The sequence below is a fragment of the Promicromonospora kroppenstedtii DSM 19349 genome (genome assembly GCF_000515355.1).
In the GTDB taxonomy this organism is placed as follows: Bacteria; Actinomycetota; Actinomycetes; order Actinomycetales; family Cellulomonadaceae; genus Promicromonospora; species Promicromonospora kroppenstedtii.
This window is the reverse complement of sequence record NZ_KI911665.1, coordinates 108973-113912: the sequence shown is the minus strand read 5'-3', so window position 1 is coordinate 113912 and position 4940 is coordinate 108973. Positions and strand designations below refer to the sequence as shown.

Annotated in this window: 4 protein-coding genes and 1 pseudogene; 1 reads left to right on the top strand and 4 read right to left on the bottom strand. The window is 74.1% G+C overall.

The window, feature by feature from the left end:
• Window positions 1-201: pseudogene (locus PROKR_RS34800) on the bottom strand (acetylxylan esterase); the annotation flags it as partial.
• Between the two features lie 83 nt (window positions 202-284).
• On the opposite strand from PROKR_RS34800, the gene PROKR_RS12890 reads away from it, so the two are divergent.
• The gene (locus PROKR_RS12890; RefSeq protein ID WP_036963780.1) at window positions 285-1076 is read left to right on the top strand and encodes a DeoR/GlpR family DNA-binding transcription regulator; all 792 of its coding nucleotides are present in this window, start codon (window positions 285-287) and stop codon (window positions 1074-1076) included.
• 14 nt (window positions 1077-1090) lie between these two features.
• Here the strand turns inward: PROKR_RS12890 and PROKR_RS12885 are convergent, their stop codons facing one another.
• The 3 genes from PROKR_RS12885 to PROKR_RS12875 form a co-directional block, all read right to left on the bottom strand.
• Complete coding sequence (locus tag PROKR_RS12885; protein WP_245605809.1) at window positions 1091-1945, bottom strand: LacI family DNA-binding transcriptional regulator; 855 nt, start codon at window positions 1943-1945, stop codon at window positions 1091-1093.
• A 56-nt stretch (window positions 1946-2001) separates the two neighbouring features.
• Window positions 2002-4284 (bottom strand): FAD-dependent oxidoreductase, encoded by a 2283-nt coding sequence (locus PROKR_RS12880; RefSeq protein WP_036963777.1) that lies wholly within the window; start codon window positions 4282-4284, stop codon window positions 2002-2004.
• 54 nt (window positions 4285-4338) lie between these two features.
• Window positions 4339-4940: galactose-binding domain-containing protein (locus tag PROKR_RS12875; RefSeq protein ID WP_036963775.1), on the bottom strand; the 602-nt coding region annotated here is incomplete at its 5' end.

Sequence of the window (4940 nt, the reverse complement as noted above, 5' to 3'; positions counted from 1 at the left end):
GGGCCCGGCCACCACGGCGGGCGCGACGTCGCGCGCCGCCGCGTACCAGGAGCGCCACAGGTCGGCGAAGCCGTCCGGCTCGGCGGCCGGCTCCACACCGAGCAGGGCGTCCCGGTCGTACCCGTAGGTGCCGTCGATCGGGCTGCCGGGGAACCACCGGTCGTACGGGCTCGGCAGGCCGGCGGGTGCGGTAGCGGTCACGTGGAGCTCCTCGGGCAGGGCGCGGTTCGACGGCGCGGCGCGTGGCTCGTGGCACACTGAGCCGGTCGTCGAAAGGGGTAGGTGTGCTGGTCGCCGAGCGCAGGGCACGGATCGTCGAGGAGGTCGCCCGGCGCGGCGCCGCGAGCATCGCGGAGCTCGCCGACGAGCTCGGGGTGAGCGCCATGACGGTGCGCCGCGACATCGACGTGCTCGCCGACCACGGCAAGCTCGACAAGGTGCGCGGCGGCGCCACGGCACGGCAGAGCGAGACGACGCGGCAGGACCGCACCTTCGTGACGCGCATGCACCACCAGGTCGAGCAGAAGCGCGTGATCGCGCGGCACGCCGCGGCCTGGGTCGAGCCCGGCATGGCGGTGGGCCTGTCCGGCGGCACGACGGCGTGGGTGCTGGCCCAGGAGCTGCGGGACGTGCCGGAGCTCACCGTGGTGACCAACTCCCTGCCGGTCGCCGAGGTGTTCCGCCGTCCCGACCGGTCCGACGAGCCGTACACCCAGTCCGTGGTGCTGACCGGCGGCGTCCGGACGCCGTCCGACTCCCTGGTGGGCCCCGTCGCGGTGCGCTCGCTGGAGCACCTGCACCTGGACATCGCGTTCCTCGGCGCCCACGGCATCGACCTGCAGGCCGGCCTGACCACGCCCAACCTCCTGGAGGCCGAGACCGACCGCGCCCTGCTCGCCGCCGGCGGCCGGGCGGTCGTGCTCGCCGACCACTCCAAGTGGGGCGTCGTCGGGCTGACCACCGTGGTGGACCTGCGCGACGTGGAGCGGCTGGTGGTCGACGACGGCCTGGACGCGGCGGCGCGCGCGACCCTGGCGGACCAGGTCGGCGAGCTCGTCGTCGTGCCGGAGGACTGACCCGAGGGCCGGACTCACCGGGCCGTGCTGGCCCGGGGCACCACGCGCGCCCCGACCACCACGTGCTCCACGGGCAGGTTGCCGCCGGGCGGGGTGGCGATCTGCCGCTCCAGCTCGCTCAGCGCGCGCTCGACCAGCGCCTCCTTGTCCGGGGCGACCGAGGTGAGGGCGGGCACCGTGAACCGCGCGCCGCGCACGTCGTCGATGCCCACCACGGCCACGTCGTCGGGCACACGCCGCCCGCCGGCCTGCAGCGCGACCAGCGCGCCGAACGCCACCGAGTCGTTCGCGCAGACCAGGCCGTCGAACGCGACCCCGCGCCGCACCAGGTCCGCGACCGCGCGCAGGCCCTCGTCGGGCGTGAACGCGTCGACCTGCGCCACCAGGTCCGGGTCCTGGGTGAGCCCCAGGGCCGCCACGGAGTCCCGGTAGCCGGTGTACCGCCGGTCGGCGGCGTCGGACGGGCGCGCGTCCCGGGTGCCGACGTACGCCACCCGGGCGCAGCCGACCTGAGCCAGGTGCTCCGTCGCGGCGTACGACGCGGCCCGGTTGTCGATGGTGACGTGCGTGAACGGGCTGACCAGGATGTGCTCGCCCAGCAGCACGAGCGGTCCGGGCGTCGCGCGCCGCGTCAGGTCGGCCACCGACAGCGCACGCGGGATGTGGATCAGCCCGTCCGTCGGGGGCAGGCCGATGCCGTTGGCGACGTTGACCTCGCGCTCGTGGTCGCCGGCGGTCTGCTGGATGAGCACCGACAGGCCGCGCTGGTCCGCGCGCCGCACCAGCAGCGCCGTCAGCTCGGCGAAGTACGGCTCCTCCAGGTCCGGCACGGCGAGCGCCACGATCCCGGTGCGCTCTTTCCTGTGCACGACCGACAGCGTAGTGGTGCCCGCCCGGCGGCGGGGGGCCGGCGACACGACGGGCATCATCGCTCCTGGACCCGGAACGCGACCACGCGGGCCTGCTCGGCGCCGTTGGTGGCGGCCACCACGAGGCGCGCGGAGCGGACGGCGCCCACGTCGTCGGGCAGCGGGTGCACGCGCAGCCGCTGCCGGTTGTCGGTGACGGCCGCGACGGGGACCCACTCCTGGTCGCCGGCCGGCAGCACCTCGACCCGGTAGTCCCGCACCAGCGTGGGCAGCACCTCGTGCGGGGTGCGGTGGTGGTGCAGGGTGTTCAGCTCGACGTCGAGGTCGTCGTCGAGCACGACCCGCACCTCGCCGGGCGTGACGGGCTCGTCCCAGTCGAGGCGCAGCCACTCGTCGCGCCCCGGGGACAGCGGCGCCGAGGCCCACATGTTCGGCCCGCCGTGGTTGCGGTGGTACCCGCCGGTGGCGCGTTCGGGCGCCAGGGCACGGGTCTCCGGCGCGGACCGGAAGACGACCGACCGGCCGCGCAGCGGCTTGGTGGGCCACTGCACGAGCAGCTCGTCGGTGCTGATCTGCACGTTCTGGTCGTCGCTGTCGACGCGGTGCACCAGGGTGAGCACCCCGGGCGGGAGGGCCGCGGTGGTGTGCACGGCGAGGTCGGGGTTGGCGCGCAGCACCACCACGGCGTTCTGCGGTGTGTCCGGGGCGAACGGCACGTGGGCCGTGACCCAGCGGTGGTCGCCGGCGGGCACGACGACGTCGGTCGCCGCCTCCAGGTGCGCGGGCACCACGTTCTGCTTCTTGCCGGTGGAATACACCTCCACGCGCAGCGTCGTGTCGCTCCGGGCGGAGACCAGCAGGTCCACGCTGTCCAGCCGCGGGTGGACGGGCAGCGCGATGCCGAGGTCGACGTCGAGGTCGTGCACGTCGAAGTCGTCGTAGGGGTCGCCGGTCGCGGCGGCCACGGGGGCCGCGACGGTGGTCGCGGTGCTGGAGGCGGTGACGCGGGCCCGGCGGGCCAGGTCGCGCTCGTCGGTGTTCGCGACGCCGACCAGGGGAGCGTCCCAGGCGAGCAGCGTCTGGCGCAGCTCGTCCAGGTGGTCGGTGTACACACCGCGCGGCGTGGTGCCGTGCTCGACGCACAGGGCAGCCGCGGTGCCGGCGGCCTGGCCCATGGCACCGCAGGTGGCCATGACGCGCGCCGCGCCGAACGCGATGTGCGTGGCCGAGACGTCGCGGCCCGCGAACAGCATGTTCTCCACGTTGACGGAGTACAGGGACCGGTAGGGGATCTCGAAGACGCCGTCGGAGAAGCGTTGCAGGGCGCCCGCACCCTGCGCGTACATGCCCTGGGCCGGGTGCAGGTCGATGGACCAGCCGCCGAACGCGACGCCGTCGGCGAACTCGGTCTGGCCCACGATGTCGCCCTGGTGCAGTGTGTAGTCGCCCACGAACCGGCGGTACTCGCGCTTGCCGGGCACGTTGCCGATCCACTCCAGGGTGAGGTTGTCGGCGTCGAATTTCCCGGAGTTCTTGATGTGGTCCCAGATGCCGAGGATGACGCCGCGCAGCTCGTCGCGGATCCGCTCGTTGTCGTCGACCGTGTCGAGCTCGCCGCCCCACTCGATCCACCAGTAGTGCGCGCCCGAGTCGCCGCTGCGGATGATGCGGTGCTCGGGGATGGGCGTGCCCGAGATGTCGATGGCGCTCTCGGGCGCCACGTACTTCACCGGGTGCCCCAGGTCCTTCGTGTAGAACAGCAGCGTCGAGCCCAGGAACTCGCGCACCGCCTCCGGCGGCGCCCACTCCTCGCCGAACTCGGCGTGGCTCTCCTTGCCCAGCCGGTACCGCGCCCCCGCGAGGTGCCCCACGAGCCCGTCGCCGGTGCAGTCCAGGAAGACCGGGGCCGTGAACGTCGTCAGGATCTCCGACGCCATGGTCCAGCCGGTCACCGACTCGATGCGCCGGGCGTCGTCGGGCCCCGTGGCGCGCACCTCGCGGACGTCGGTGTTCAGGAACAGCCGGATGTTCTGCTCGCGGCGCACCGTGTCCAGCACGACGTCGTCCCAGTAGACCGGGTTGCCCTCGGGGTTGCGGTACTGGTTCTCCACGTACATCTCGCCGATGATCCCGGTCTCCCGGGCCCACCGCTGGTTGCCGTGCGCGGTCGCCCCGCACACCCACACCCGCACCTCGGACGACGAGTTGCCGCCGAGCACCGGCCGGTTGTTGATCAGCACGACCTGCCGGCCCATCCGGGCGGCCGCGACGGCGGCACAGACGCCGGCGAGGCCCCCTCCGACGACGACGATGTCGGCTTCTACCGTCTGGGTGCGCATGTTCTCCTTGTTTCCTTGGTGCTGGTGGGTGTGCGGGGCGGGGGTGGGGCGGGACTAGTCGTCGACGGCGAGGGCCTCGACCTCGTAGACCCGCGCGACGTCGGTGGCCGACGCCGACGGGTCGGTGACCAGCAGCCGCACCTGGTCGGCCGTGGTGGCGGGGAAAGTGAGCGTGACCGTGCCCTGCGTGTTGCCGCTGACCTGGCCCACCGGGACCCAGCCGTCGGCCGTGTGCAGCTCGACGGCGAAGGCGCGCAGCACGTCGGCCGTGCCGGTGGCCTTGCTGTAGCCGCTGCGCACGCGGACCGTGTCGACGGTGGTGGGCGTGCCCCAGCCGGCCGTGAGCACCGGCTGGGCGTCGTCCAGGGCGGAGATCCACCGGCTGGCGTCCGTGCAGGAGCCGTCCACCGCGAGCTCGCCGCCGGTGTCGGCGCGCAGTGTCGAGGACACGGTGACGTCCGCGCCCCGGGCCACGTTGATCCTCGTGGCCTCGCCGCGCAGGTCCGCCACGAGCTGGGCCGCGGTGGTGCCGTCCGGTGTACCGCCCGTGCGGGGGAGCGCGGCGTGGAAGAGCTGCCCGGCGCTCGGCACCGTGACGTAGAGCTGGTCCGTGCCGGTCGGCGCCGTCACCGCGCTCAGCCGCTGGGCGCCCGCCC

What these genes read in the sequence shown, in the direction of transcription:
- PROKR_RS12880 (WP_036963777.1), bottom strand. Translation starts at nt 4,284, where the DNA reads ATGCGCACCCAGACGGTAGAAGCCGACATCGTCGTCGTCGGAGGGGGC.